The organism is Streptomyces daghestanicus, from assembly GCF_020521275.1.
Taxonomy (GTDB): Bacteria; Actinomycetota; Actinomycetes; order Streptomycetales; family Streptomycetaceae; genus Streptomyces; species Streptomyces griseoviridis.
Window position 1 is genome coordinate 424,848 of record NZ_BNDX01000002.1, and the last position, 23,272, is coordinate 448,119.

Genomic DNA, 23,272 nt, shown 5'->3' on the forward strand with positions numbered 1-23,272 from the left:
CGGGCAGGAGCCGCAGGTCGGCGCGGTTGATGAGCCAGCGGAACGAGCGGGTCTCAGCGTTGCCGCCACCATCGAGGAGCACGAGCCGGCCGAGCTGGCCGTGGACTCCTCGACCGTCCACTCGACGCCGTTGAGCGCGACCCGCCTGCCCGGGGCGATCTGCAGAAACGCCCGCGCCGCCATCACACCCCCCAGATCAGCGAGCTGTCGCGCAAGGGACTGCCCAGATCAACTCCGAGTTCGCGCTGCCAGAGCAGCCGGACGATGTTGGCTCGGCCGACGGCAGGCACGCTGGTCGCGTCCGCCAGCGCGGAGAACCTCATCACGCGGCCCTCCCGGCCGCCGATGATCGTCAGCAACTGGTCCCGCATGCCCAACAGATCCCTCACCGGCCGACGACGCGACGACAAGTGGTCAAGGACGCTCCAGACGTGCGGGCGCCAGCCCGCGACCACCGAGTACCGCCACCCGCACGCAGCCGCCATCTCCCTGGCCGCCGCGAACTTCAGCGCGTCCTCGTCCTTGATCAGTCCCATCGGGCGCACGTCCAGCAGCCACATCCCGCCGCCGATCACGGTCAAGTAGTCCGGGATGTGCCAGGACGAACCACCCTTGTGCGCAAAGTCCAGCCGGAACGGCTGCGCCAGCACTTCCGACACCCCCACGAAGTCCAGGGCGACCAGCAGCCGCACTTCCTCCAGCGACTCGAAGCCGTGCCCCCTGCCCGTGGACGCCATCACCTCCAGGCCAGGACGATGCCGCTGCTTCGCCCGCCATGTGAACCCCCGCATCGGACGCGACGACAGTACCGGAACCTGAGCTATGTCGCGGACCGGCCAGCAGACCTCGCCAGCACCCACCCGCCACGTCGAACTCCACCGACAATCCAGCCATCCGCGAGATCGAGTTCATCCTGAAATGCGGCATCCCCGCTGTACACCGCGACCAGCTCGTTGAGGCGGCTCGAGTCCGACCGGATCCCTGCCCTGGCAATCGCGCTCACCCACCCACAGCACCACCACCCACGTGGCGACAGGGCCCGATCTCCGGAACTGACCACAACACAGCGTCACGGAAGCAAGATCCGCCAACTACCGCACTCATCCGCCAAGTAAGAATCTCGGTCGCAGCCGCACCCGCCGGGGACGCGGACGGCCGTTGCATAAACGTGCAGGGAAACGTATAGTCATGCCATCTGGAGGAGGATGTCCATGGTGGTACGCGCGGCGGTGGCCGGAGCGAGCGGATACGCGGGCGGAGAGCTGCTGCGGCTGCTCCTGGCCCATCCCAAGGTCGAAATCGGTGCCCTGACCGGCAACTCCAACGCCGGGCAGCGCCTCGGCGCGCTCCAGCCGCACCTGCTGCCGCTGGCCGGCCGGGTGCTGGAGCCGACGACGCCCGAGGTGCTCGCCGGGCACGACGTCGTCTTCCTCGCGCTGCCGCACGGCCAGTCCGCCGCCGTGGCCGAGCAGCTCGGGCCCGACGTGCTCGTGGTCGACATGGGCGCCGACTTCCGGTTGAAGGACGCCGGCGACTGGGAGGCGTTCTACGGCTCCCCGCACGCCGGGACCTGGCCCTACGGCCTCCCCGAACTGCCGGGTGCCCGCTCCGCGCTGGAGGGGTCCAAGCGCGTCGCGGTGCCCGGTTGCTACCCCACGGCCGTCTCCCTGGCCCTGTTCCCGGCGTACACGGCCGCCCTCGCCGAGCCCGAGGCGGTGATCGTCGCCTCCTCCGGCACCTCCGGTGCGGGCAAGGCGCCCAAACCGCACCTGCTGGGCAGCGAGGTCATGGGCTCGATGTCGCCGTACGGCGTCGGCGGCGTCCACCGGCACACCCCCGAGATGATCCAGAACCTCAGCGCCGCGGCCGGCGAGCGGGTCTCCGTCTCCTTCACGCCGACGCTGGCGCCGATGCCCCGCGGCATCCTCGCCACGTGCAGCGCGAAGGCCAGGCCCGGGGTGAGCGCTCAGTCGCTGCGCGCCGCCTACGAGAAGGCGTACGCGGACGAGCCCTTCGTCCATCTGCTGCCCGAGGGCCAGTGGCCCGCGACCGCGTCCGTCCACGGTTCGAACGCCGTTCAGGTGCAGGTCGCGTACGACGCCGCCGCGGGCCGCGTCATCGCCATCAGCGCCATCGACAACCTGGCCAAGGGCACCGCCGGCGGTGCCGTCCAGAGCATGAACCTCGCCCTGGGTCTTGACGAGACCACGGGGCTGACGACGATCGGAGTTGCGCCGTGAGTGTGACGGCAGCGAAGGGATTCACGGCGGCGGGCATCGCCGCCGGGATCAAGGGGAACGGCAACCCCGACCTGGCCCTCGTGGTCAACACCGGCCCCCGCCGCGCCGCCGCGGGCGTCTTCACCTCCAACCGCGTCAAGGCCGCGCCGGTGCTCTGGTCCGAGCAGGTGCTCAAGGGCGGGCGGGTGAGCGCCGTCGTCCTCAACTCCGGGGGCGCCAACGCCTGCACCGGCCCCAAGGGCTTCCAGGACACCCACGCCACCGCCGAGAAGGCGGCCGAGGTCCTCGGGGGCATCGGCGCGGGCGAGGTGGCCGTCTGCTCCACCGGCCTGATCGGCGTCCTGCTCCCCATGGACAAACTGCTCCCCGGCGTCGAGACCGCCGCCGCCCAGCTCTCCGAGCACGGCGGTGAGAAGGCCGCCATCGCCATCAAGACCACCGACACCGTGCACAAGACGTCGGTCCTCACCCGGGACGGCTGGACCGTCGGCGGCATGGCCAAGGGCGCGGGCATGCTCGCCCCGGGCCTCGCCACCATGCTCGTCGTCCTCACCACCGACGCCGACCTGGAGGCCGAGGCCCTGGACAAGGCGCTGCGCGACGCCACCCGGGTCACCTTCGACCGGGTCGACTCCGACGGCTGCATGTCCACCAACGACACCGTGCTGCTGCTCGCCTCCGGCGCCAGCGGGGTCACCCCCGAGCACGCCGCGTTCGCCGAGGCCGTCCGGACCGTCTGCGACGACCTGGGACAGCAGCTCATCCGGGACGCCGAGGGCGCCAGCAAGGACATCAAGGTCGAGGTCGTGCACGCCGCGACCGAGGACGACGCCGTGGAGGTGGGCCGCTCCATCGCCCGCAACAACCTGCTCAAGTGCGCCATCCACGGCGAGGACCCCAACTGGGGCCGGGTGCTGTCCGCGATCGGCACGACGAAGGCCGCCTTCGAGCCGGACGCGCTCAACGTGGCCATCAACGGCGTCTGGGTCTGCAAGAACGGCGGCGTCGGCGAGGACCGCGACCAGGTCGACATGCGCTACCGCGAGGTGCACATCGTCGCCGACCTCGGGGCCGGAGACGCCACCGCCACCATCTGGACCAACGACCTCACCGCCGACTACGTCCACGAGAACAGCGCGTACTCCTCATGAGCACTCCGACGCGGAAGCACACCGCCCTCCCGAAGGCCCAGATCCTCATCGAGGCGCTGCCCTGGCTGGTGCGGCACGCCGGCAAGACGGTCGTCATCAAGTTCGGCGGCAACGCCATGATCGACGAGGACCTCAAGGCCGCCTTCGCCCAGGACGTCGTCTTCCTGCGGCACGCCGGCCTCAAGCCCGTCGTGGTGCACGGCGGCGGCCCGCAGATCAGCGCCGCCCTCGACCGGCACGGCATCGTCAGCGAGTTCAAGGCCGGCCTGCGCGTCACCACCGAGGACGCCATGGACGTCGTACGGATGGTGCTGGCCGGGCAGGTGCAGCGCGAACTGGTCGGGCTGCTCAACCGGCACGGCCCGCTCGCCGTCGGCCTCACCGGCGAGGACGCGCACACCATGACCGCCACCAAGCACCAGCCCCGGATCGACGGCGAGCCGATCGACATCGGCCGGGTCGGTGAGATCACCGAGATCGACACCGGCGCGATCGAGGCGCTGCTCGCGGACGGCCGCATCCCGGTCGTCTCGTCGATCGCCCGTTCCCAGGACGATCACCATGTCTACAACGTCAATGCTGATACGGCGGCTGCGGCACTCGCTGCGGCGCTCGGTGCCGAGACGCTCATGGTCCTCACGGACGTCGAGGGCCTCTACGAGGACTGGCCGCACTCCGACGAGGTGATCAGCCGCCTCACCGCCTCCCAGCTGGAGAAACTGCTCCCCGAGCTGTCCAGCGGCATGGTGCCGAAGATGGAGGGCTGTCTGCACGCCGTCCGCAACGGCGTCACCACCGCCCGGGTCATCGACGGCCGGGTCCAGCACTCGATCCTGCTGGAGATCTTCACCGACGAGGGGATCGGCACGATGGTCGTGCCGGACGAGACCGAGGGGGACCAGTCGTGACCGCCAGCCAGGACCTGACCGCGCGGTGGCAGGGCGCGCTCATGAACAACTACGGCACCCCCCGGCTGCCCCTGGTGCGCGGTGCCGGAGAGCGGCTGTGGGACGCCGACGGAAAGGAGTACCTGGACTTCGTCGGCGGCATCGCCGTCAACGCGCTCGGCCACGCCCACCCGGCGGTCGTCGAGGCCGTCAGCACCCAGATCGCCTCGCTCGGCCACGTCTCCAACCTCTTCATCGCCGAGCCGCCCGTCGCGCTGGCCGAGCGGCTGCTGACGCACTTCGGCCGCGACGGCAAGGTCTACTTCTGCAACTCCGGCGCCGAGGCCAACGAGGGCGCCTTCAAGATCGGCCGGCTGACGGGGCGGACCCACATGGTCGCGACCCGGGGCGGCTTCCACGGCCGCACCATGGGCGCGCTGGCTCTCACCGGCCAGCCCGGCAAGCAGGAACCCTTCCTCCCGCTGCCGGGGGACGTCACCCACGTGCCCTACGGCGACGCGCAGGCACTGGCCGCCGCGGTCACCGAGGACACCGCCCTGGTGATCATCGAGCCGATCCAGGGGGAGAACGGCGTCGTCGTCCCGCCCGCCGGCTATCTGAAGGCGGCCCGCGCGATCACCGCCGCGACCGGTGCGCTGCTGGTCCTGGACGAGGTGCAGACCGGTGTCGGCCGCACCGGGCACTGGTTCGCGTACCAGGCCCACGAGGGCGTCCTGCCCGACGTCGTCACCCTCGCCAAGGGCCTCGGCGGCGGGCTGCCGCTGGGCGCGACCGTCGCCTTCGGCCGCTCGGCCGACCTCCTCCAGCCCGGCCACCACGGCACCACCTTCGGCGGCAACCCCGTCGCCTGCGCGGCCGGCCTCGCCGTCCTGGACACCATCGCGGACGAGGGCCTGCTGGACAACGTCAAGCGGCAGAGCGAGCGGCTGCGCACCGGCGTCGAGGGGCTCGGCCACCCGCTGGTCGACCACGTCCGGGGCGCGGGCCTGCTGCTGGGTATCGTGCTCACCGAGCCGCTCGCGCCGCAGGCGCAGCAGGCGGCCCAGGACGCCGGCATCCTCGTGAACGCGCCAGCGCCCGACGTCGTACGGCTCATGCCGCCGCTGAACCTCGGCGACGACGCGGTGGACGCGTTCCTCGGGGCGCTGCCCGGCCTGCTGGACGCGGCGGGCGGGAACGGACGAACGGATGGACGATCCGGAGAATGAGACGACGATGAGTCAGGCGCAGGACCACGAGAGCGCGGGGGCCGCGGGGCCCGCCGTGCCGCAGACCCGCACCGCCCGCCACCGCCGGATCGTGGACATCCTCAACCGGCAGCCGGTGCGGTCGCAGAGCCAGCTCGCGAAGCTGCTCGCCGACGACGGGCTGACCGTCACCCAGGCGACGCTCTCCCGGGACCTGGACGAGCTGAACGCGGTCAAGATCCGCAACACCGACGGCGACCTGATCTACGCGGTGCCCAGCGAGGGGGGTTTCCGGACGCCCCGGGCGCCGCTGGGCGGGTCGGCGAAGGAGGAGCGGATGCGGCGGCTCTCCGCGGAGCTGCTGATCTCCGCGGAGGCGTCCGCGAACCTCGTGGTGCTGCGGACCCCTCCGGGGGCGGCGCAGTTCCTCGCCTCGGCGATCGACCAGGCGGAGCTGCACGACATCCTGGGGACGATCGCCGGGGACGACACGGTGATGCTGATCAGCCGGAATCCGACGGGCGGGCAGGCGCTCGCCGATCATCTGCTGCGGCTGGCCCAGAACGGGCATTGAGGGTGCGTGGCCGGGCGCGGGTGCTTCGTGGCCGGTCGCGCCCACGCGGCACAGCCGCAGATCGACACAGTCTCGCTCCCACCGGGGCGTTCTCCTCACCCGAGTCGAGAAGCCATGCCCCCGGTGCGTCTCACCTCGTCGCCCGCTGTGATCAGCAGGGCCTCCACTCCTTCCAGGGACTCCAGCCGCCGCAGACCCTCCCGCGAACCCCTCGCGGAGGCCGCCGTGGCCCAGCGGTCGGCCCGGGTCAGGCCCCAGGTCACCGGCTGACCGAGACCGGGCCGGCCGACAGCAGCCCGATGACCACCAGCGGCCCCGTGCCGATCGCCGCCTTGCCGCGGCCGGGGCGGCCGTTGACCGACTCCGCGGTCCGCGCGGCGAGCCCGCCGGGGCCCCGCCCCGACCGCGGGGCGTAACCCCCCCATGGTCAACAGGATGTGCGGGAGGACCGGGAAGAGGGCGGGGCGACCGGTCATCGCGTGCCGGCGGGCCACCCGGTCGGAGCCGACCCGCCCCTCCGGCGCGGGCACCCGGGCCGTCTGGAGCACGGCCGGCGCCATCAGGTACCCGGCGAGCAGCCCGGTGATCCGGCCGGTACCGAGGACCTGGGCGGGTGGTGCCGGAGACGGCGGGCGTGCTGCGCCACCACAGCCACAACACGCCCGCCGCGCCCGCCCACAGGGCGAGCGGCAGCGGGACGGCCGGAGAACGGCGCGGACGGATGCGGCGCATCGTCCGGCGGCGGGCGGCACGGCCGCCGGCGAGCGTGGTGGACACGGTTCCTCCGGACGGACGGGCCTTCGGCCCACCCGTACGTGCCGGGACCGCCCTGTGTTCAGTACCGGGTGAGCGCCGTCTCCCCGTCCGCCGTGCCGATCGCGATGTGCGGCCGGCGCGCCGGGTTCGCCCACGCCAGGATCGCCCGCATCGCGTCCTTCGGCACCGACACGCAGCCCGCCGTCGCGCCCTCCCCGTTGACGTGCAGGAAGATGCCCGCGCCGCGTCCCCGTACGGGACGCGCGTAGTTGAAGCCGATGACCAGCGCGTGCGCGTACTGCGTCCCGTAGGTGATCAGGTGCTCGGCCTCGGTGGCGGCGCAGTCGGCGGGGCGGGGCTCGGTCCAGCGGTTGTAGGAGCGGGAGGCGTTGTCCTGGCACCACCAGGAGTCCTGGCGCACGGGCCGGTGGCGGTACGCCGTCCCGGGCGGCGCGGGCTCGATGCCGAAGGCGTAGGGGAGGCCGTAGAGGCCGGTGGGGGTGGTGTTCGTGCCCTGCCGCCGGGTCGCCCCGTCGGTGAGCCCGTTCGCACCGAACCGGGCGGGCGCCGAACCCGCTTCCAGCCAGTGCCCGCGCCGCCGGTCCCACCAGGTGACCGTGCCGGTGGTCGAGCCGGTGTCCGGGGCGACGGCGGTGATGAGCTGGGTGCCGCCGCCGGTGTCCGCCATCCGCTCCGGCAGCGGGCCGGGCGGCGCGGAGAAGGCCGGCAGCAGGAGGACGGCGAGGGCGAGGGCGACGGCACCGGGGCGCATGGGTCAGACCGTAGAGGGCGGCAAGGGCAGCGGCAGCCCGGGAAGCCCGTCCAGGCTGGTCGCGATGTGCTCCTTCTTGGTGAAGTAGGCGTCCAGCGAGGCGTCGTCCTCCCGGGCGAACCGCTTGGCGTGCAGATCGCGGTCCTGCTCGTACGCCATGAAGGGGACGGCGTACCCGCAGGTGTCGCGGACCAGTTCGGCGGTGACGACGATGATCGCGCGCAGGCCGTGTGCGGCCGGGTCGATGTCCGGGAACCGGGCGAGCAGGCCGGGGAAGCGGGGGTCGTCGCGGAAGACGGGCTCCCCGCGGCCGTGCACCCGGACGATGTTCGGCGGCCCCTGGAAGGCGCACCACATGAGCGTGATCCGGCCGTTCTCCCTGAGGTGGGCGATGGTCTCGGCGTTGGAGCCGGCGAAGTCGAGGTAGGCCACGGTGTGCTCGTCGAGCACCGCGAAGGAACCCGTGAGGCCCTTGGGGGAGAGGTTGACCGTGCCGTCGGCGGCGAGGGGAGCGGTGGCGGTGAAGAAGAGGGGCTGGGCCTCGATGAAGGTGCGGAGTCTGCCGTCTATGCGCTCATAAGTCTTTCCCATGTCTAACGATTATCCGGACCGGTGGGTCCCTTGTCCCGGAATTCACGCAGGCGGAAGCCGCGACCGTCCCGGCCGGCGCGGGCGGGACGGTCGCGGCGCACAGGAGTACGGGAGCGTCCGCCGGTTCGTTCAGCCGCCCGCCGAAATTGACGATTCATGCAGAGGGCTGCATACTCATGCAGAACAGCGACCGACCCTCCCTAGGAGCGACGCAAGTGAGCAGCAACAGCGGTGATGTCCGGCTCTGGGGCGGCCGTTTCGCCGACGGCCCCGCCGAGGCCCTGGCGAAGCTGTCCGCGTCCGTCCACTTCGACTGGCGGCTCGCCCCCTACGACATCGCCGGCTCGCGTGCCCACGCGCGCGTGCTGCACCAGGCCGGACTGCTCGCCGAGGACGAGCTGACCCGCATGATCGCGGGCCTGGACCGGCTGGAGGCGGACGTGGCCTCCGGCGTCTTCACCGGCACCATCGCCGACGAGGACGTGCACACCGCCCTGGAGCGCGGCCTGCTGGAACGGCTCGGTCCCGACCTCGGCGGCAAGCTCCGCGCCGGCCGCTCCCGCAACGACCAGGTGGCGACCCTCTTCCGCATGTACCTGCGGGATCACGCCCGGATCATCGGCGGTCTGGTCGCCGACCTCCAGGACGCCCTGATCGGCCTCGCCGAGGCCCACCCGGACGCGGCGATGCCCGGCCGCACCCACCTCCAGCACGCCCAGCCGGTGCTCTTCGCCCACCATGTCCTCGCCCACGCCCAGGCGCTCTCCCGGGACGCCGAGCGGCTGCGCCAGTGGGACGAGCGCACGGCCGTGTCGCCGTACGGCTCCGGTGCCCTGGCCGGGTCCTCCCTCGGCCTGGACCCCGAGGCGGTCGCCCGCGACCTCGGCTTCGAGCGCGGCAGCGCCGCCAACTCCATCGACGGCACCGCCTCCCGGGACTTCGTCGCCGAGTTCGCCTTCATCACCGCGATGATCGGCGTCGACGTCTCCCGGATCGCGGAGGAGATCATCCTCTGGAACACCAAGGAGTTCTCCTTCGTCACCCTGCACGACGCCTTCTCCACCGGCTCCTCGATCATGCCGCAGAAGAAGAACCCGGACATCGCGGAGCTGGCGCGCGGCAAGTCCGGCCGCCTCATCGGCAACCTGACCGGCCTGATGGCCACCCTCAAGGCCCTGCCGCTCGCGTACAACCGCGACCTCCAGGAGGACAAGGAGCCGGTCTTCGACTCCATCGACCAGCTGGAGGTCCTGCTCCCCGCCTTCACCGGCATGATGGCCACCCTCACCGTGCACCGCGAGCGCATGGCGGAACTGGCCCCGGCCGGCTTCTCGCTCGCCACCGACATCGCCGAGTGGCTGGTCCGTCAGGGCGTGCCGTTCCGCGTCGCGCACGAGGTGGCCGGCGAGTGCGTCAAGGTCGCGGAGTCCGAGGGCAAGGAACTGGACGAGCTGACCGACGAGCAGTTCGCCAAGATCTCCCCCCACCTCACCCCCGAGGTCCGCTCGGTCCTCGACGTCCAGGGCGCCCTCGCCTCCCGCGACGGCAGGGGCGGTACGGCCCCGAGCGCGGTCGCCGTCCAACTGGCGGAGGTGAAGCGGGACGTGGCCGGCCAGCACGCCTGGGCAACGGCGCGGCGGTAGGCCCTGAGGGGTGCGGGGAACCGCGCGACGGGCCACCACGCACCCGCACCCGCCGGATCACCCCTCGGACCCCCCTCGATGTGAAGGCCGTCGCGGGATACGTTGGTCGGAAACCTCACCGAGGCCGACCGAACGGACCCGCGATGCCCCTCCCCCTCCCCGAAGGACTCGGCCTCGGCCTGGCCGCCGTAGGCCGCCCCGGCTACATCAATCTCGGCCGCGACGAGGACCTCGGGGACGACCGCGGCGTCGACACGCTGCGCGCCCGCACCCACGCCCTCCTCGACGCCGCGTACGCGGCCGGCGTCCGCTACGTCGACACCGCCCGGTCCTACGGCCGCGCCGAGGAGTTCCTCGCCGACTGGCTGGCCGCCCGCCCCGGGAGCGGCGACGTCACCGTGGGCAGCAAGTGGGGCTACACCTACACCGCCGGCTGGACCACCGACGCCGAGCGGCACGAGGTCAAGGACCACGGTCTCGCCACCTACGAGCGGCAGCGCGCCGAGACCGACGCCCTGCTCGGCGGCCGGCTCGGCCTCTACCAGATCCACTCGGTGACCCCCGACAGCCCGGCCCTCACCGACAAGGACCTGCACGCCCGGCTCGCGGAGCTGGCCGCGACGGGCGTCGCCGTCGGCTTCTCCACCTCCGGCCCCGCCCAGGCCGACGCCATCCGCGCCGCGCTCGCCGTGACCGTCGACGGCGCCCCCCTCTTCCGTACCGTCCAGTCGACGTACAACGCGCTGGAGACCTCCGCCGGGCCTGCGCTCGCCGAGGCGCACGACGCCGGGCTGACCGTCATCGTCAAGGAGGGCATGGCCAACGGCCGGCTCGCCGGACCGCACGCGCCGGCCGTCCTGCGGGCCGTGGCCGAGGAGACCGGCCTCGGCCGTGACGCGGTCGCCCTCGCCCTGGTGCTGCGGCAGCCCTGGGCCCGCGTCGTCCTCTCCGGTGCCGCGACCGTCGCCCAGCTCCGCTCCAACCTGACCGCCGCCTCGGCCCGCCTCGACGACGACCAGGCGGCCCGCCTCGGCACCCTCGCCGAGGACCCGCGCGCCTACTGGGACCAGCGCGCCCGGCTGCCCTGGCACTGAGCCCGTCCGCCACCGCCGTACCGCCCGGCCATGAGTCACCCGCACCCGCGATGAGACATCAACGTCTCACATGGGTTACCGTTGTCTCATGGCTGTCGATCGTGACCACGTACTGCGCACCGCCGCCGCCCTGCTGACCCGGAAGTCGACGGCGACCATGGACGAGGTCGCCCGCGCCGCCGGGATCAGCCGGGCCACCCTGCACCGGCAGTTCGCCGGGCGTGACGCCCTGGTGCGGGCGCTGGAGGAGCTGGGCCTCGCCGAGTGCGAGGCGGCCCTGGACGCCGCCCGTCCCGACGAGGGCCCGGCCGCCGACGCGGTGCGCCGCCTGGTCCGCGCGGTCGAGCCCGCGGCCGCCCTGCTCGCCTTCCTCTACACGGAGAACCAGCTCTTCGAGGGCGACCAGGTCAACGAGGGCTGGAACCGGCTCGACGCCCGGCTGACCGCCCTGTTCCGGCGCGGCCAGGAGAGCGGCGCGTTCCGTCTCGACCTGCCCCCGGTCTGGCTCACCGAGGCGCTCTACGGCCTGCTGGCCTCCGGCGCCTGGGCCGTCGCCGAGGGCCGGGTGGCCCGCAACGACTACACCCACCTGATCGTCGAGCTGCTGCTCGGCGGCGCGCTGAGGAGAGAGGGATCATGAGCAGCACCCTGCGGCCGGCCGGTACGGACGAGGCGGTGGCGCGCCCCGGCCGGTGGCTGGCGCTCGCCGTCCTCGTCCTGGCCGTGCTGCTGGTGGCCGTCGACGCGACCGTCCTCGGTCTCGCCACCCCGTACATCAGCGAGGACCTCGCCCCGTCCGGCACCCAGTTGCTGTGGATCGGCGACGTCTACTCGTTCGTCATCGCGGGCCTGCTCGTCACCATGGGCAGCCTCGGCGACCGCGTCGGCCGCAAACGCGTCCTGCTGCTCGGCGCCACCGCGTTCGGCGCGGTGTCCGTGCTCAACGCCTACGCGCACACGCCCGAGGTGATGATCCTCGCCCGGGCCCTGCTCGGCGTCGCGGGCGCCACCCTGATGCCCGCCACCCTCGCCCTGATCCGCAACCTCTTCCACGACCCGCGCGAACGCAGTCTCGCCGTCGGCATCTGGGGCGCCACCGCCTCCGCGGGCACCGCGGTCGGCCCAATCCTGGGCGGTTTCCTGCTGGAGCACTTCTGGTGGGGCTCGGTCTTCCTGATCAACCTGCCGGTGATGGCCGTCCTGGTCCTGGTCGGCGTCAAGCTGCTGCCGGAGTCCAGGAATCCCGCCCCCGGGCCGTTCGACCTGCCCAGCGTCGTACTGTCGCTGGTCGGTCTCGTCGGGGTGGTGTACGCGGTGAAGGAGGCCGCGGCGCACGGGTTCGCGTGGGCCACGCTCGGCGCGGGCCTGCTGGGCGCCGCCGCGCTGTACGGGTTCGTCCGGCGCCAGCTCGCGCTGCCGGTCCCGCTGCTCGACATGCGGCTGTTCCGCGACCGGGGCTTCAGCGGCGCGGTCCTCGCCGACCTGCTGACCGTGCTGGGACTGTCCGGGCTGGTGTTCTTCCTCTCCCAGTATCTGCAACTGGTGCAGGGCAGGCGGCCGTTCGAGGCCGGGCTCGCCGAACTGCCCGCCGCGGTCGGCGCGGTGGCGGCCGGCCTGGTCGCCGGACGCGCGGCCCGGCGCTTCTCCGTACGGGCGGTCGTCTCCGGCGGGCTGGCCGCGGTGGGCCTGGCGCTGGCCGCGCTGACCGTGATCGGCCGGGACACCGGCTACCCGCTGCTCGGCGCGGCGCTGCTGGTCGTCGGCCTCGGCGCCGGGTTCTCCTTCACCGTCACCGCCGACGTGATCCTCTCCGGCGTGGACCGGGACCGGGCAGGCTCCGCCTCCGCGGTCTCCGAAACGGCCTACGAACTCGGCGCCGCCCTCGGCATCGCCCTGCTCGGCTCCATCGTGACCGGCGCCTACCGGGGCTTCACCGGCCCGCCCGGCACCCCGGACGCGGCCCACGAGTCGCTGGGCGGTGCCGTGGAGGCCGCCGGCCACCTGCCCGCCCGGACGGCGGCGGAACTGCTGGACGCCGCCCGGCAGTCCTTCGTCGACGGCCTGGCGCTGGCCGCGGGCCTCGGCGCGGCGGTCCTGCTCGCCGCGGCGGTCGCGGCCTGGTTCCTGCTGCGCGGACAGCGACTGGAGGACGGCGCCCACCAGGAGTAGGCGCCCGGCACGACGAAGGCGGACCCTCCCCGCGCGGGAAGGGTCCGCCTCCTTGCCGGGCCCCGGTGGCTACGCCGCCTTCGCCTTCGTCGCGTACATGTCGACGTACTCCTGTCCGGACAGCCGCATCACCTCGGTCATCACCGAGTCCGTCACCGCCCGCAGCACGTACCGGTCACGGTCCATGCCCTCGTACCGGGAGAACTCCATCGGCTCGCCGAACCGGACCGTGACCTTGCCGGGCCGCGGCACGCCCCGGCCGCCGGGCTGGAGCTTGTCCGTACCGATCATCGCGAACGGCACCACCGGCGCGCCGGTCATCAGCGTCAGCCGGGCGATGCCGGTCCGGCCCCGGTACAGGCGGCCGTCGGGGGAGCGGGTGCCCTCCGGGTAGATGCCGAACATCCGGCCCTCCTCCAGCACCCGGCGCCCGGTCATCAGCGCCGCCACACCGCCGCTCGCGCCGTCCCGGTCGACCGGGATCATGCCGACGCCGGTGAAGAACCAGGCCATCAGCCGGCCCTTGAGGCCCTTGCCGGTGACGTACTCGTCCTTGCCGATGAAGCAGACCTGCCGCTTGGTGACGACGGGCAGCACGATCGAGTCGATGAACGTCAGATGATTGCCGGCCAGGATCACCGGGCCGTCGCCCGGGATGTTCTCCGCGCCTTCCACCTGTGGGCGGAACATCAGGCGCATGATCGGACCGAGCACTGCCTTGATGAGCGCGAAGCGGGACAACGGGCCCTCCGGTGTCAGTGTGCGTGGGCTGTCGGGAATTGCGGTACCAGTCTGTGCAGGTGAGGACATTACTCGCGGCCCCGGGGGTCACGCACGTCGGGTTCATCAGGGTCTTACACGGTGTTGACGTACGTTCACCTGCGGCGGCGCGCCGCCGCCCGCCGGAAACCGGGCCGGAACGATGTGACGAGCATCGCCCCGCCGGCGCGGGACCGGCGCGGCCACCGGGACCACCGCCCGGGTACCCGGCCCGGCCGCCCCGAAGCCGGCGAAACCCCGGCCGTCCCGCACCGGGCGGCCCTTGCGTCCATTGCGACATGCCCTGTCACCCCGGCGTTCCGCACGAGGTCTCCCCGTGGTCATGGACGCGCCCCTACGATCGGCCCGCATCCGACCGGGACGGCCAGACGGGCCGCACGGGTCGGCCGGACGGCCAAGGGGCGCTCATGGGAACGCAGAAGTCGAACGAACAGGGCAACGGCACCGGACGGCGGGCGCTCCTCGGCGCCGCCGTGCTCGGCGCGGGCGGGGCCGTCCTCGGCCTGCCCGGCACCGCGGGCGCGGCAGGCCGCGGCTCCGGCCAGGGCGGCGGGATCAGGAGCCTGCCCGTCCCGGCCGTCATCGGACACCGGGGCGCCAGCGGCCACCGCCCCGAGCACACCCTCGGCTCCTACCAGCTCGCCCTCGACATGGGCGCCGACATCGTCGAGGCCGGCGACCTCGTCCCCACCAGGGACGGCCACCTCGTCTGCCGCCACGAACCGGAGATCGGCGGCACCACCGACGTCGCCGGCCACCCCGAGTTCGCCGGCCGCAGGACCACCAAGGTGCTCGACGGCGTCCCCACCACCGGCTGGTTCACCGAGGACTTCACCCTCGCCGAGCTGAAGACGCTCCGCGCCACCGAGCGCATCCCCGCCAACCGCCCGCACAACACGCTCTACGACGGCCGCTGGGAGATCCCCACCTTCGAGGAGGTGCTGCGCTGGCAGGACGAGCAGACCCGCAGGCGCGGCAAGCAGGTCTGGATCTACCCCGAGCTGAAGCACCCCACCTACTTCCGCGCGCTCGGCCTGCCCACCGAGGAGCGCCTCGCGAAGCTGCTGCGCCGGTACGGCAAGGACCGGAAGAACTCCCCGGTCATCGTCCAGTCCTTCGAGCCCACCAGCATCCGGCGGATGCGCGAGCTGGTCGGCAATCCGCTCGCCGTGCTGCTCGGCGGGGCCGGCTCCCGCCCCTGGGACTTCGTCGCCACCGGCGACCCGCGCACCACGGCCGACCTGATCACGCCCGAGGGCCTGAAGGAGATCGCCTCCTACGCCCAGGGCATCGGCCCCACCCTCGACCTGATCATCCCGCGCGACGCCGCCGGCCGGCTCACCGCGCCGACCACGCTCGTCCGCGACGCCCACCGCGCGGGCCTGATCCTGCACCCCTACACCCTGCGCAACGAAAACCCCTTCCTCCCCGCCGAGTTCCGCGAGGGCGCCGACGCGGACGCCTACGGCGACGCCTTCGGCGCGTTCCGGGCGTACTTCGCCACCGGCATCGACGGCATCTTCACCGACCACCCCGACACGGGCGTGCTGGCCCGCGAGGATCTCGTCAACGGCTGATCGCCCCACCCCGGTTGGGGTGACATCCGGCGTCCCGGGCAACCACCGTCCGGGCGCCGGTCGTACTTCCGCATATGACGCACGATCTGCTCACCATCCTGGGCCCGCTGCTCGCCGCCGAGGCACGGGCCGAGGCATATGCGTCCGGCGCCGACCCCGGCGACCTGGAGCAGACGGTCTGGCTGCGCCTGCTGGAACGCCTGGACGCCGGCGACCCGCCCCACGACCCCCACCGCTGGCTGCGCCGCGCCGTGCGCACCGAGGTCCGCCGCACCCGCCGCACCGCCCGCGTCGAACGGCCGTACGGCACCGAGCCCACCGACGCCGCCGACCGCGACCCCGAACAGCTCGCGCTCGCCGCCGCCCGGCACCGGGCGCTGCGCGAGGCCGTGCACCGCCTGCCCGGCCGCTGCCCCCGGCTGATGGAGGCGCTGCTGTCCCCGAAAGACCTGACATACCGCGAGATCGCGGGGGAGTTGGGTATCTCACAGGGGAGTCTTGGGCCGGAACGTTCCCGATGTCTGGGATGTCTGCGCCGATTGCTCACACCGGAGGTTGCGGGTGACTGACGACGGGGATAGGAGTGAGGAACAACAGGCGATCAGGTGAGCGGGAGGCATGCGCACATGGGCATGAGCGTGACCATCTCGGCGGCGACCGACCAGGATGCCGAGCAGATCTTCCGGCTGCAGTACCTCTGCTTCCAGAGCGAGGCGGCGCTCTACGGCAACTACCGCATCGACCCGCTCGTCCAGACCCTCGACTCCGTCCGCGAGGAGGTCGCCACGGACTGCGTCTTCGTGGCGCGGCTCGGCGACGAGGTGGTCGGCTCGGTCCGGGGACGGATCACCGACGACGGCTCCGCCGCCATCGGCAAGCTCTGCGTCCACCCCCGCCTCCAGGGGCACGGCATCGGCGCCCGGCTGCTGAAGGCGGCCGAGGCCGCGCTCACCGCGGAGCGCGGCGCCACCCGCTTCCGCCTGCACACCGGCCACCGCAGCGAGTCCGGCCTGCGGCTGTACCGGCGCGTCGGCTACGAGACGGTCGGCACCTCGCGGGGCGCCGACGGCGTCCCGATGATCGTCCTGGAGAAGCAGGCCGGGGCCTACGCCACCACGGCCTGACCGGGTGCGCCGGGCGCCCGGTGGCTCACCGCGCGGTGCGCGCCCGGCGCAGCCAGTACAGCGCCGACAGCGGCAGCAGCACCGGGATGAAGACGTACCCCATCCCGTACTCCGACCACACGGTCGAGTCCGGGAAGGCGGACGGCTCGACCAGCGTCCAGGTGCCCACGATCAGGACGCCGGCCAGCTCGGCGGCGCAGCAGACCCGCGCCGCCCGGCGGGCCGTCTCCCCGCCGCGCACCAGGGTGTACGTGATGAAGCCGTACACCACACCGGCCAGCGCGGACAGCGCGTAGGCGAGCGGTGCCCGGTCGAACTCGGTCGCGATCTGGTACACGGACCGCGACACGGCACCGACGACCATCACGCCGTACAGCCACACCAGCAGGATGCCGGGCCCGGCGATCAGCCGGGTCCGGGCCGGCTTCCGCTCGGCCGTCGCCATCTCAGCCTCCCCAGATGTCATAGAGCCGCACCTGAAGGACGGCGAGGACGATACCGCCGGCGGCCACCGTCACCGAACCCCAGCGGGTGCGCTCGGCCAGCGACATGAACCCGGCGGCCGGAACGCAGGCGAAGGCGCCCAGCAGATAGGCGACGAAGATCGTCGTGCCCTGCTCCGGGTCCTCGCCCCGCGCCAGCTTCACGACCCCGACCACCAGCTGCGCCAGCGCCAGCACGGTCACCGCGGCCATCCCGGCGAAGTGCCAGTCCTTCGTCGGCTGGTCTCGGTACGCGGCCCAGCCGCACCAGGCGGCGAGCAGCAGCGCGGCGACGCCGGTCACCAGCGTCAGGACGTCAAGCATGGCAGTGACCCTAATACGGCGTGACCGGCCCGACGCGGCCGACCCCGGCGGGCGCCGTAGGGTCGGGGGCATGAAGATCCGTGCCCAAGCCCTTCTGTTCGACAACGACGGGACCCTCGTCTCCTCCCTGGAATCCGTGCACCGCTGCTGGACGCGGTGGGCCGGGGAGTACGGGATCACCGCCGAGCGGTTCGGGAAGGTCGAACTGCACGGCCGTACCGCCGCCGAGGTGGCCGCCGACCTGCTGCCCGCCCACGTCGTACCGGAGGCCGTCGCCCGGATCGAGGACCTGGAGGTCGAGGACGTGCCCAACGGGGGCGTGCACCTCCTCCCCGGCACGCTCGACCTCCTCGGCGCGCTCCCCTCCGGCCGCTGGGCCGTCGTCACCTCCGCCACCCGGCGCCTGGCCGAGGCCCGCCTCGCGGCCGTGGGCGTCCTGCCCGGGACCCTGATAGCCGCCGACGACATCACCCGCGGCAAGCCCGACCCCGAGCCCTACCTGCTCGGCGCCCGCGCCCTCGGCGCCGACCCCGCCGCCTGCGTCGTCTTCGAGGACGCCCCCGCCGGACTCCGCTCCGGCCGCGCCGCCGGCATGACGACCGTGGCGTTGACCACAACCCACCCGGCCGCCGAACTCGACGCCGACCTGGTCGTCGAGGACCTGTCGGCCCTGTCCGTACAGGTCATCGACGGAGTGGTGGAGATCTCCGCACGCGACTGACCCGGAACCGGCCGCGTCCACCGGCATCCCACCGCTGTCCACTATGCGGACAGCGGTGTCCTGGTCGAACGTATACGTCTGCTTTACTGAGCGCATGACCACGACGAGCGACCGCGTTCCCGCGACCGAGGCGACCATGACGCCCGGTGCTCGTTGTATGTGTCGAATGCGCGCCTGCTAGAGGGCCCCGCACCACCGAGCCTCGCGCCCCGAAGCGAGGGCCGGCCCGGTCCGCCGCAGGCGACCGAGCCCCGGCCGCGCGCACACCCCGGTTCCCCCGCCCGTGCGAGAACCGTGCCGCGTCCTTCGACCCGCATGCACCCGTGCCCGGGACCACCCGCGCCCGCGCACTCGACAGTGACGGAAACCCACGTGATCACCACCTCGGGCCTGACGAAGGTCTACCGCTCCCGCGGCCGCGAGGTCACCGCCCTCGACGGCGTCGATCTGCACGTCCGCGAAGGCGAGGTCTACGGCGTCATCGGCCAGTCCGGCGCCGGCAAGTCCTCGCTGATCCGCTGCGTCAACCTGCTGGAGCGCCCCACCGCCGGCACGGTCACCGTCGCCGGCCAGGACCTCACCGCCCTGGCCGGCCGGGGGCCCCGGGCCGGCAAGGAACTGCGGCAGGCGCGCAGCCGGATCGGGATGGTCTTCCAGCACTTCAACCTGCTCTCCACCCGGACCGTGCAGGACAACGTCGAGCTGCCGCTGGAGATCCTGGGCAGGTCCGGGAAGGAACGGTCCGCCAAGGCGCTGGAACTCCTCGACCTGGTCGGCCTCGCCGACAAGGCGAAGTCCTACCCCGCCCAGCTCTCCGGCGGCCAGAAGCAGCGCGTCGGCATCGCCCGCGCCCTGGCCGGCGACCCCAAGGTGCTCCTCTCCGACGAGGCCACCAGCGCCCTGGACCCCGAGACCACCCGGTCCATCCTCCAGCTGCTGCGCGACCTGAACCGGCAGCTCGGCCTGACCGTGCTGCTGATCACGCACGAGATGGACGTCGTCAAGAGCATCTGCGACTCGGCCGCCCTCATGGAGGCGGGCCGGATCGTCGAGTCCGGGACCGTGAGCGAACTGCTCGCCACCCCCGGCTCCGAGCTGGCCGCCGCCCTCTTCCCGGTGACCGGCGAGCGCTCCGCGGAGGACCGCACCGTCCTCGACGTCACCTTCCAGGGCGAGGCCGCCACCCAGCCCGTCATCTCCCAGCTGTCCCGCACGTACAACATCGACATCTCGATCCTCGGCGCGGCCATCGACACCGTCGGCGGCCTCCAGGTCGGCCGGATGCGCATCGAACTGCCCGGCCGTTACGAGGACAACGTCGTGCCGGTCGGCTTCCTGCGCGAACAGGGCCTCCAGATCGACGTGGTGGAAGGTACCGAGCCGATCAAGGAAGGCGCGCGATGACCTGGTCCGAGATGCAGCCCCTGCTGGCACAGGCGTGTCAGGAGACCCTCGTCATGGTCGGCTGGTCGACCCTGATCGCGGTCGTCGTCGGCCTGCCGATCGGTGTCCTGCTGGTCCTCACCGACCGGGGCGGCCTGCTCCAGAACACCCCGGTGAACAAGACCCTCGGGCAGATCGTGAACATCGCCCGCTCGATGCCGTTCATCATCCTCATGGTCGCCCTGATGAGCTTCACCCGGTGGGTCACCGGGACCACCATCGGCTCCGAGGCCGCCGTCGTGCCCCTGGCCATCGGCGGCATCCCGTTCTTCGCGCGGCTCGTCGAGACGGCCGTGCGCGAGGTCGACGGCGGACTGGTCGAGGCCGTCCAGGCGATGGGCGGCAACACCTGGACCATCGTCCGCAAGGTCCTCGTCCCCGAGGCCCTGCCCTCCCTCATCGCCTCCACCACGACCACGGTCATCGCCCTGATCGGCTACTCCGCCATGGCCGGCACCGTCGGCGGCGGCGGCCTCGGTGACCTCGCCGTCCGCTACGGCTACCAGCGCTTCGAGAGCGGCCTGATGTGGATCACGGTGGCGGTCCTCGCCGTCGCCATCTCCGTCATCCAGTTCGCCGGCGACTACGCCGCCCGCACCCTGCACCGGCGCGGCGGCCGCTCCGGACCCGGACCGAAGCTCCGGCTGCTGAAGGCCAAGGAGCCCGCGGCCGCCGACGTCAGCAAGGTCGCCTGAACCCGGGCGCCCACCCCCCGAACGCCCCTCACCTGGGGTCGCATCACCCGAAGGAAAGGCACTTTTCGTGCGTAACACCGCCAAGTTCACCACCGCCGTCCTCGCCGCCGGAGCCCTCACCCTCGGGCTCACCGCCTGCGGCTCCGAGGACTCCGCCTCCGACACCTCCGGCCCGCTGGTCGTCGCCGCGACGCCCGTCCCGCACGCCGAGATCCTCAACTACGTCAAGGACAACCTGGCGAAGAAGGAGGGCCTCGACCTGGAGGTCAAGGAGTTCACCGACTACGTCACGCCGAACACGGCGACGGAGGACGGCTCGGTGGGCGCCAACTACTTCCAGACCGAGCCGTACCTGGAGGACTTCAACAAGAAGAACGGCACCCACCTGAAGTCCGTCGCCTCCGTCCACCTGGAGCCGCTCGGCCTGTACTCGAACAAGGCCGACAAGGCGAGCGACCTCAAGGACGGCGCCACCATCGCCGTCCCCAACGACACCGTCACCGAGGCCCGCGCCCTCCAGCTGCTGGCCGACAACGGGCTGCTCACCCTCAAGGACGGCGTCGGCACCTCGGCCACCACCGCCGACATCACCAAGAACCCCAAGAACCTCAAGTTCAAGGAGCTGGAGGCGGCCCAGACCCCGCGCTCCCTGAACGACGTCGACGCCGCCGTCATCAACGGCAACTACGCCCTCGAAGCCGACCTCAAGCCGTCGAAGGACGCCCTGGTCCTGGAGTCCGCCGAGAACAACCCGAACGTCAACCTCCTCGTGGTCAAGGAGGGCAACGAGGACGACCCGCGGGTCAAGAAGCTCGCCAAGCTCCTCACCTCCGACGAGGTCAAGAAGTTCATCGAGGACAACTACTCCGGTTCCGTCATCCCGTCGTTCTGAACCACCCGAGCGGGTCGGCTCCGCCGGGAGCCGACCCCCTGGTGCGATTCCGCGGCCCCATGCTGCATGCTGGGCAGTTCAGCAGGCCCTGACGGTATCGACGGCTCGACGGTTACGGAGCGGCGCATGACGAGCAGCACCTTCCCCACCATCTCCATCAGCACGGAGCGGTTGGTGCTGCGTCCCCTCGACGAGGACGACGTCCCCGCCCTCGCCGCCATGATGAACGACGAGCAGGTGGGCGCCTGGACCGACGTCCCGCAGCCCTTCACCGAGGCGGGTGCCCGCACCTGGATCACCGAGTACGCCCCCGCCGAACGCGCGGCGGGCCGCGGACTCGACCTCGCCGTCACCGAGTTCCTCACCCAGCGCCTGGTCGGCATCGTCCAGCTCGGGAAGACCGACTGGCACGTGCGCGCCACCGAGCTGTCGTACATCATCGCCCCCTGGGCGCGCGGCGAGGGCTACGCCTCCGAGGCCGCCCTGGCCACCGCCCGTTGGCTCTTCGGCGACCAGAAGTTCGAGCGCGTCGAGCTGCGCACCGCCGCCGACAACACCGCCTCCCAGCAGGTCGCCCAGAAGATCGGCTGCATCAGCGAGGGCGTCCTGCGCAACGCCTGTATAGCCCACGTCCGGGCCGAGGACGGGACCTGGACGGACGTACGCACCGACTTCATCGTGTGGAGTCTGCTGCCCGAGGACCTGGAGGGCGCGGCCGACCACCTGGCCGACGCCGACGGCTTCACCACCTTCACCGACTGGAGCTGACCGCTCCGCCGGGTACGCTCACTGAGCCCCCCAGGGGGCCGCCCCACGGACGACCTGCGAAAAACCTGGAGACTGACGACGATGGCCGACCGCGTCACGGTGATCGGCTGGGACGGCTCGCCGCTGACCGCCGCGGCACGCTCCGCACTCGGCGCCGCCACCCTCGTGGCAGGCGCCGGACACCATCTGGCGCTGCCCGAAGTACCCCCCGCCGCCGAGCGCGTCCGCCTCGGCAGCGTCGCCCTCGCCGCCCGCCGCATCGCCGCCCACCGCGGCAGCGCGGTGGTCCTCGCCGACGGCGACCCGGGCTTCTTCGGCGTCGTACGCACCCTGCGGGCGCCCGAATTCGGCCTGGAGGTCGAGGTCGTCCCGGCGGTCTCCGCCGTCGCCGCCGCCTTCGCCCGCGCCGGCATGCCCTGGGACGACGCCCAGGTGGTCGTCGCCCACCCGCGCACCCTGCGCCGCGCGGTGAACGTCTGCCGCGCCCACACCAAGGTCGCCGTCCTCACCTCGCCGGGGGCCGGCCCCGCCGAACTCGGCCTGCTGCTGGAGGGCGTGCACCGCACCTTCGTCATCTGCGAGGAACTCGGCACCGCCCGCGAGCGGGTCACCGTCGTCACCTCCGACAAGGCCGCCGACCACACCTGGCGCGACCCCAACGTCGTCATCGTCATCGGCGGCTCCCTCGGCACGACGGACGAGGCCGGCTGGATCGCCGGGCGCGACCCGGCCACCGGGCCGCGCGGCTGGTCGCTGCCGGCCGAGGTCTACGGCGGCGCGCCGGGCGAGGGCGAGACCGACCTGCTGCGCGCCGCCCAGCTCGCCCGGCTCGGCCCCCGCCTCGGCGACCTCGTGTGGGACATCGGCTGCGGCAGCGGCGCGTTCGCCACCGACGCCGCCCGCGGTGGTGCCGCCGTCATCGCCGTCGACCGCGACCCGGCCGCCTGCGCCGGCACCGAAGCGGCCGCCCGCCGCTTCGGCGTCCAGCTCCACGTCGTCCACGGCACCGCCCCGCACGTCCTGGAGAACCTTCCCGAACCGGACGTGGTCCGGGTCGGCGGCGGGGGAGCGGCCGTGGTCTCCGCGGTCGCCGACCGCCGCCCGCAGCGTGTCGTGGCGCACGCCGCCACCCGCGACGAGGCCGAACTCGTCGGCCGCGACCTCACCGAGCACGGCTACCGCGTCGAGTGCGCCCTGCTCCAGTCCGTCGGACTCGACACCCGGGCCTGGACGGAGACGGAGCGGAGCGTCGCGTTCCTGCTCAGCGGTGTCCTGCCGGAACGCGAGGACCGCGCCCCGTGATCGGGTTGTCGTACCGCGCGCGGTAGGCTGGCCGATCGTTGTACCGCACCAGGGCCTCGCCGCTTCGTCGGCCGATGTC

At 72.6% G+C, this 23,272-nt stretch carries 24 protein-coding genes and 1 pseudogene; 18 read left to right on the plus strand and 7 right to left on the minus strand.

Features of this window, described 5'->3' with window-relative positions:
* Positions 1 to 182: 182 nt before the first annotated feature.
* Positions 183 to 791, minus strand: coding sequence for a hypothetical protein (locus Sdagh_RS02080; RefSeq protein ID WP_229879844.1), 609 nt, complete (start codon positions 789 to 791; stop codon positions 183 to 185).
* Positions 792 to 1,211: 420 nt separating this feature from the next.
* Here Sdagh_RS02080 and argC point away from each other — a divergent pair, with 420 nt between their 5' ends.
* Genes argC through Sdagh_RS02105 form a run of 5 tightly spaced genes read left to right on the plus strand, consistent with a single transcriptional unit; the run spans position 1,212 to position 6,060 of the window.
* Entirely contained in the window at positions 1,212 to 2,240 is a 1,029-nt protein-coding gene (gene argC / locus Sdagh_RS02085) for an N-acetyl-gamma-glutamyl-phosphate reductase (RefSeq protein ID WP_190077568.1), read from the plus strand.
* Positions 2,237 to 3,391, plus strand: a complete 1,155-nt coding sequence (argJ, locus tag Sdagh_RS02090) for a bifunctional glutamate N-acetyltransferase/amino-acid acetyltransferase ArgJ (protein ID WP_190077567.1) — start codon at positions 2,237 to 2,239, stop codon at positions 3,389 to 3,391. The genes argC and argJ overlap by 4 nt, the downstream gene beginning before the upstream one ends.
* Complete coding sequence (argB, locus tag Sdagh_RS02095; RefSeq protein ID WP_189418786.1) at positions 3,388 to 4,299, plus strand: acetylglutamate kinase; 912 nt, start codon at positions 3,388 to 3,390, stop codon at positions 4,297 to 4,299. Before argJ ends, argB begins: the two co-directional genes overlap by 4 nt.
* A complete protein-coding gene (locus tag Sdagh_RS02100; protein ID WP_190077566.1) occupies positions 4,296 to 5,507 on the plus strand; it encodes an acetylornithine transaminase in 1,212 nt (403 codons plus the stop codon). The genes argB and Sdagh_RS02100 overlap by 4 nt, the downstream gene beginning before the upstream one ends.
* A 7-nt stretch (positions 5,508 to 5,514) precedes the next feature.
* Positions 5,515 to 6,060 (plus strand): arginine repressor, encoded by a 546-nt coding sequence (locus tag Sdagh_RS02105; protein ID WP_189418791.1) that lies wholly within the window; start codon positions 5,515 to 5,517, stop codon positions 6,058 to 6,060.
* Positions 6,061 to 6,334: 274 nt separating this feature from the next.
* Here the strand turns inward: Sdagh_RS02105 and Sdagh_RS02115 are convergent.
* The 3 genes and pseudogenes from Sdagh_RS02115 to Sdagh_RS02125 form a co-directional block, all read right to left on the minus strand.
* Positions 6,335 to 6,837: pseudogene (locus Sdagh_RS02115) on the minus strand (ferric reductase); the annotation flags it as partial.
* Between the two features lie 58 nt (positions 6,838 to 6,895).
* Positions 6,896 to 7,588, minus strand: a complete 693-nt coding sequence (locus Sdagh_RS02120) for a L,D-transpeptidase family protein (RefSeq protein ID WP_189418793.1) — start codon at positions 7,586 to 7,588, stop codon at positions 6,896 to 6,898.
* Between the two features lie 3 nt (positions 7,589 to 7,591).
* Positions 7,592 to 8,179: a pyridoxamine 5'-phosphate oxidase family protein gene (locus Sdagh_RS02125; protein WP_190077565.1), complete on the minus strand. Its 588-nt coding sequence runs from the start codon at positions 8,177 to 8,179 to the stop codon at positions 7,592 to 7,594.
* A gap of 215 nt (positions 8,180 to 8,394) precedes the next feature.
* Here Sdagh_RS02125 and argH point away from each other — a divergent pair, with 215 nt between their 5' ends.
* The 4 genes from argH (at position 8,395) to Sdagh_RS02145 (ending at position 13,085) form a co-directional block, all read left to right on the plus strand.
* Positions 8,395 to 9,822, plus strand: coding sequence for an argininosuccinate lyase (argH, locus tag Sdagh_RS02130; protein ID WP_190077564.1), 1,428 nt, complete (start codon positions 8,395 to 8,397; stop codon positions 9,820 to 9,822).
* Positions 9,823 to 9,965: 143 nt separating this feature from the next.
* Positions 9,966 to 10,916, plus strand: a complete 951-nt coding sequence (locus Sdagh_RS02135; RefSeq protein WP_189418799.1) for an aldo/keto reductase — start codon at positions 9,966 to 9,968, stop codon at positions 10,914 to 10,916.
* 88 nt (positions 10,917 to 11,004) lie between these two features.
* Positions 11,005 to 11,556: a TetR/AcrR family transcriptional regulator gene (locus Sdagh_RS02140; RefSeq protein WP_189418801.1), complete on the plus strand. Its 552-nt coding sequence runs from the start codon at positions 11,005 to 11,007 to the stop codon at positions 11,554 to 11,556.
* Positions 11,553 to 13,085 carry an MFS transporter gene (locus Sdagh_RS02145; RefSeq protein WP_189418803.1) on the plus strand — a complete coding sequence of 511 codons (1,533 nt, stop codon included), beginning with the start codon at positions 11,553 to 11,555 and terminating at the stop codon, positions 13,083 to 13,085. The genes Sdagh_RS02140 and Sdagh_RS02145 overlap by 4 nt, the downstream gene beginning before the upstream one ends.
* Positions 13,086 to 13,154: 69 nt before the next feature.
* Here Sdagh_RS02145 and Sdagh_RS02150 read toward each other — a convergent pair whose 3' ends face one another.
* Positions 13,155 to 13,775, minus strand: coding sequence for a lysophospholipid acyltransferase family protein (locus Sdagh_RS02150; protein WP_226534446.1), 621 nt, complete (start codon positions 13,773 to 13,775; stop codon positions 13,155 to 13,157).
* 497 nt (positions 13,776 to 14,272) lie between these two features.
* Here Sdagh_RS02150 and Sdagh_RS02155 point away from each other — a divergent pair, with 497 nt between their 5' ends.
* The 3 genes from Sdagh_RS02155 to Sdagh_RS02165 all read left to right on the plus strand — a co-directional run bounded on the left by Sdagh_RS02155 (position 14,273) and on the right by Sdagh_RS02165 (position 16,566).
* Complete coding sequence (locus tag Sdagh_RS02155) at positions 14,273 to 15,442, plus strand: glycerophosphodiester phosphodiesterase (RefSeq protein ID WP_190077563.1); 1,170 nt, start codon at positions 14,273 to 14,275, stop codon at positions 15,440 to 15,442.
* Positions 15,443 to 15,516: 74 nt separating this feature from the next.
* The gene (locus tag Sdagh_RS02160) at positions 15,517 to 16,011 is read left to right on the plus strand and encodes a sigma-70 family RNA polymerase sigma factor (RefSeq protein WP_189418807.1); all 495 of its coding nucleotides are present in this window, start codon (positions 15,517 to 15,519) and stop codon (positions 16,009 to 16,011) included.
* 57 nt (positions 16,012 to 16,068) lie between these two features.
* Positions 16,069 to 16,566: a GNAT family N-acetyltransferase gene (locus Sdagh_RS02165; protein WP_189418811.1), complete on the plus strand. Its 498-nt coding sequence runs from the start codon at positions 16,069 to 16,071 to the stop codon at positions 16,564 to 16,566.
* A 25-nt stretch (positions 16,567 to 16,591) separates the two neighbouring features.
* Here Sdagh_RS02165 and Sdagh_RS02170 read toward each other — a convergent pair whose 3' ends face one another.
* Together Sdagh_RS02170 and Sdagh_RS02175 are read right to left on the minus strand one after the other, a co-directional pair.
* Positions 16,592 to 17,011, minus strand: a complete 420-nt coding sequence (locus Sdagh_RS02170; RefSeq protein WP_189418814.1) for a hypothetical protein — start codon at positions 17,009 to 17,011, stop codon at positions 16,592 to 16,594.
* A 1-nt stretch (position 17,012) separates the two neighbouring features.
* On the minus strand, positions 17,013 to 17,372 hold the full coding sequence (locus Sdagh_RS02175; RefSeq protein WP_189418817.1) for a hypothetical protein: 360 nt from the start codon (positions 17,370 to 17,372) through the stop codon (positions 17,013 to 17,015).
* A gap of 70 nt (positions 17,373 to 17,442) precedes the next feature.
* On the opposite strand from Sdagh_RS02175, the gene Sdagh_RS02180 reads away from it, so the two are divergent.
* From Sdagh_RS02180 to cbiE, 6 genes are all read left to right on the plus strand, one after another.
* Positions 17,443 to 18,093 (plus strand): HAD family hydrolase, encoded by a 651-nt coding sequence (locus Sdagh_RS02180; RefSeq protein WP_189418819.1) that lies wholly within the window; start codon positions 17,443 to 17,445, stop codon positions 18,091 to 18,093.
* 315 nt (positions 18,094 to 18,408) lie between these two features.
* The gene (locus Sdagh_RS02185) at positions 18,409 to 19,497 is read left to right on the plus strand and encodes a methionine ABC transporter ATP-binding protein (protein WP_189418820.1); all 1,089 of its coding nucleotides are present in this window, start codon (positions 18,409 to 18,411) and stop codon (positions 19,495 to 19,497) included.
* Positions 19,494 to 20,231 carry a methionine ABC transporter permease gene (locus Sdagh_RS02190; protein WP_190077562.1) on the plus strand — a complete coding sequence of 246 codons (738 nt, stop codon included), beginning with the start codon at positions 19,494 to 19,496 and terminating at the stop codon, positions 20,229 to 20,231. Before Sdagh_RS02185 ends, Sdagh_RS02190 begins: the two co-directional genes overlap by 4 nt.
* 67 nt (positions 20,232 to 20,298) lie before the next feature.
* A complete protein-coding gene (locus tag Sdagh_RS02195) occupies positions 20,299 to 21,123 on the plus strand; it encodes a MetQ/NlpA family ABC transporter substrate-binding protein (protein WP_189418822.1) in 825 nt (274 codons plus the stop codon).
* A gap of 126 nt (positions 21,124 to 21,249) precedes the next feature.
* Positions 21,250 to 21,891, plus strand: a complete 642-nt coding sequence (locus Sdagh_RS02200; RefSeq protein WP_189418823.1) for a GNAT family N-acetyltransferase — start codon at positions 21,250 to 21,252, stop codon at positions 21,889 to 21,891.
* Between the two features lie 81 nt (positions 21,892 to 21,972).
* A complete protein-coding gene (gene cbiE, locus Sdagh_RS02205) occupies positions 21,973 to 23,193 on the plus strand; it encodes a precorrin-6y C5,15-methyltransferase (decarboxylating) subunit CbiE (RefSeq protein WP_189418824.1) in 1,221 nt (406 codons plus the stop codon).
* The last annotated feature ends 79 nt before the right edge of the window (positions 23,194 to 23,272 follow it).

Bases quoted from the DNA above. Each gene is read 5' to 3' on its own strand.
- Sdagh_RS02080 (WP_229879844.1), bottom strand. From the start codon at position 791: ATGCGGGGGTTCACATGGCGGGCGAAGCAGCGGCATCGTCCTGGCCTG.
- argC (WP_190077568.1), top strand. From the start codon at position 1,212: ATGGTGGTACGCGCGGCGGTGGCCGGAGCGAGCGGATACGCGGGCGGA.
- argB (WP_189418786.1), top strand. From the start codon at position 3,388: ATGAGCACTCCGACGCGGAAGCACACCGCCCTCCCGAAGGCCCAGATC.
- Sdagh_RS02105 (WP_189418791.1), top strand. From the start codon at position 5,515: ATGAGTCAGGCGCAGGACCACGAGAGCGCGGGGGCCGCGGGGCCCGCC.
- Sdagh_RS02120 (WP_189418793.1), bottom strand. From the start codon at position 7,588: ATGCGCCCCGGTGCCGTCGCCCTCGCCCTCGCCGTCCTCCTGCTGCCG.
- Sdagh_RS02125 (WP_190077565.1), bottom strand. From the start codon at position 8,179: ATGGGAAAGACTTATGAGCGCATAGACGGCAGACTCCGCACCTTCATC.
- Sdagh_RS02135 (WP_189418799.1), top strand. From the start codon at position 9,966: ATGCCCCTCCCCCTCCCCGAAGGACTCGGCCTCGGCCTGGCCGCCGTA.
- Sdagh_RS02140 (WP_189418801.1), top strand. From the start codon at position 11,005: ATGGCTGTCGATCGTGACCACGTACTGCGCACCGCCGCCGCCCTGCTG.
- Sdagh_RS02145 (WP_189418803.1), top strand. From the start codon at position 11,553: ATGAGCAGCACCCTGCGGCCGGCCGGTACGGACGAGGCGGTGGCGCGC.
- Sdagh_RS02150 (WP_226534446.1), bottom strand. From the start codon at position 13,775: ATGTTCCGCCCACAGGTGGAAGGCGCGGAGAACATCCCGGGCGACGGC.
- Sdagh_RS02155 (WP_190077563.1), top strand. From the start codon at position 14,273: ATGGGAACGCAGAAGTCGAACGAACAGGGCAACGGCACCGGACGGCGG.
- Sdagh_RS02160 (WP_189418807.1), top strand. From the start codon at position 15,517: ATGACGCACGATCTGCTCACCATCCTGGGCCCGCTGCTCGCCGCCGAG.
- Sdagh_RS02165 (WP_189418811.1), top strand. From the start codon at position 16,069: ATGGGCATGAGCGTGACCATCTCGGCGGCGACCGACCAGGATGCCGAG.
- Sdagh_RS02170 (WP_189418814.1), bottom strand. From the start codon at position 17,011: ATGGCGACGGCCGAGCGGAAGCCGGCCCGGACCCGGCTGATCGCCGGG.
- Sdagh_RS02175 (WP_189418817.1), bottom strand. From the start codon at position 17,372: ATGCTTGACGTCCTGACGCTGGTGACCGGCGTCGCCGCGCTGCTGCTC.
- Sdagh_RS02180 (WP_189418819.1), top strand. From the start codon at position 17,443: ATGAAGATCCGTGCCCAAGCCCTTCTGTTCGACAACGACGGGACCCTC.
- Sdagh_RS02185 (WP_189418820.1), top strand. From the start codon at position 18,409: ATGCACCCGTGCCCGGGACCACCCGCGCCCGCGCACTCGACAGTGACG.
- Sdagh_RS02190 (WP_190077562.1), top strand. From the start codon at position 19,494: ATGACCTGGTCCGAGATGCAGCCCCTGCTGGCACAGGCGTGTCAGGAG.
- Sdagh_RS02200 (WP_189418823.1), top strand. From the start codon at position 21,250: ATGACGAGCAGCACCTTCCCCACCATCTCCATCAGCACGGAGCGGTTG.
- cbiE (WP_189418824.1), top strand. From the start codon at position 21,973: ATGGCCGACCGCGTCACGGTGATCGGCTGGGACGGCTCGCCGCTGACC.